Below are 2,368 nucleotides of genomic sequence, written 5' to 3' on the forward strand. Positions count from 1 at the left end.
CCGTTGTCGAACAGCGCGTCGACGGCCTCCTGCAGCATCCGCTTCTCGTTGTTGACGATGATCTCGGGCGCGCCGAGGTCGATCAGCCTCTTCAACCGGTTGTTGCGGTTGATGACGCGGCGGTACAGATCGTTCAGGTCGGAGGTCGCGAACCGGCCACCGTCGAGCTGGACCATCGGCCGCAGGTCCGGCGGGATCACCGGGATGCAGTCGAGCACCATGCCCATCGGCGAGTTGTTCGTCTGCGAGAACGCCGCCACGACCTTCAGCCGCTTGAGGGCGCGGAGCTTCTTCTGCCCCTTGCCGTTGCGGATGGTGTCGCGCAGGTTGTCGGCCTCGGCCTCGACGTCGAAGTCGGCGGCCAGCTTCTGGATCGCCTCGGCGCCCATGGCACCGGTGAAGTGGTCGCCATAGCGGTCGACCAGCTCGCGGTAGAGCATCTCGTCGGCGATCAGCTGCTTGGGCTCGAGCTTGGTGAAGGTGGTCCAGATCTCGTCGAGCCGGTCCAGCTCGCGCTGGGCCCGGTCGCGGAGCTGGCGCATCTCACGCTCGCCGCCCTCCTTGACCTTGCGGCGCACGTCGGACTTGGCGCCCTCCTCCTCGAGGGCGGCCAGGTCGGCCTCGAGCTTCTGCGCCCGGGCCTCGATGTCGGCGTCGCGCCGGTTCTCGACCTGCTTGCGCTCGACGTTCATCTCGCTCTCGAGCGTGGGCAGGTCGGTGTGCCGCTGCTCGGTGTCCACCGCGGTGATCACGTAGGCAGCGAAGTAGATGATCTTTTCCAGGTCCTTCGGGGCCAGGTCGAGCAGGTAGCCCAACCGGCTCGGCACGCCCTTGAAGTACCAGATGTGGGTGACGGGAGCGGCCAGCTCGATGTGGCCCATGCGCTCACGGCGAACCTTGGCGCGGGTGACCTCGACGCCACAGCGCTCACAGATGATGCCCTTGAAGCGCACGCGCTTGTACTTGCCGCAGTAGCACTCCCAGTCCCGGGTGGGACCGAAGATCTTCTCGCAGAACAAGCCGTCCTTCTCGGGCTTGAGCGTGCGGTAGTTGATGGTCTCGGGCTTCTTCACCTCGCCGTAGGACCACTGACGGATGTCGTCCGCGGTCGCCAGGCCGATGCGAAGCTCGTCGAAGAAGTTGACGTCCAACACGTCCGGTCTTCCCCTTTTGTTGGTTACAGCCTTTTGGTCTTTGGGGATCGGGGGCGGGCGCACCCGGGAGCGCGCCCGCCACGCCCGGTCAGTTCACGACGTCGTCGACGGACGGCGACTCATTGCGGGACAGGTTGATGCCCAGGTTGGCGGCCGCGCGCTCGAGGTCCTCGTCGTCCCCGTCGCGCATCTCGATCGCGGCGCCGTCGCTGGACAGCACCTCGACGTTGAGGCACAGCGACTGCAGCTCCTTGAGCAGCACCTTGAACGACTCGGGGATGCCCGGCTCCGGGATGTTCTCGCCCTTGACGATCGCCTCGTAGACCTTGACGCGACCGAGCACGTCGTCGGACTTGATCGTCAGCAGCTCCTGGAGCGTGTACGCCGCGCCGTAGGCCTGCATGGCCCAGCACTCCATCTCACCGAAGCGCTGGCCACCGAACTGCGCCTTACCACCCAGCGGCTGCTGCGTGATCATCGAGTACGGGCCGGTGGAACGGGCGTGGATCTTGTCGTCGACCAGGTGGTGCAGCTTCAGGATGTACATGTACCCGACCGCCACCGGGTGCGGGAACGGCTCGCCGGAGCGGCCGTCGAACAGCCGCGCCTTGCCGTCCTGGGTCACCATCCGCTCGCCGTCCCGGTTCGGCAGCGCCGAACCGAGCAGGCCGGTGATCTCGTGCTCCTTGGCGCCGTCGAACACCGGGGTCGCGGTGTTCGTGCCCGGGGCCACGTCGTAGAGCTCCTCGGGCAGGTCCTTCGCCCACTCCGGGTTGCCCTCGACCTTCCAGCCCTGGGAGGCGAGCCACCCGAGGTGCAGCTCCAGCACCTGGCCGATGTTCATACGCCGCGGCACACCGTGGGTGTTCAGCACGACGTCGACCGGGGTGCCGTCCGGCAGGAACGGCATGTCCTCGGCCGGGAGCACCTTGCCGATGACGCCCTTGTTGCCGTGCCGGCCGGCGAGCTTGTCGCCGTCCTGGATCTTGCGCTTCTGCGCCACGTACACCCGGACCAGCTCGTTGACGCCCGGGGGCAGCTCGTCCTCGTCCTCACGGGAGAACACGCGGATGCCGATGACCTTGCCGGTCTCGCCGTGCGGCACCTTCAGCGACGTGTCCCGCACCTCGCGGGCCTTCTCGCCGAAGATCGCGCGGAGCAGCCGCTCCTCCGGGGTCAGCTCGGTCTCACCCTTCGGGGTAACCTTGCCGACC

The 2,368-nt window shown here is 67.2% G+C and carries 2 pseudogenes; both read right to left on the reverse strand.

Annotated features, from left to right (window positions below):
* A pseudogene (locus ACJ73U_RS09015) lies at positions 1-1,154 on the reverse strand (DNA-directed RNA polymerase subunit beta'); the annotation flags it as partial.
* Positions 1,155-1,242: 88 nt separating this feature from the next.
* Positions 1,243-2,368 (reverse strand): annotated as a pseudogene (locus tag ACJ73U_RS09020) (DNA-directed RNA polymerase subunit beta); the annotation flags it as partial.

It is taken from the genome of Actinophytocola sp., from assembly GCF_045807065.1.
Taxonomy (GTDB): Bacteria; Actinomycetota; Actinomycetes; order Mycobacteriales; family Pseudonocardiaceae; genus Actinophytocola.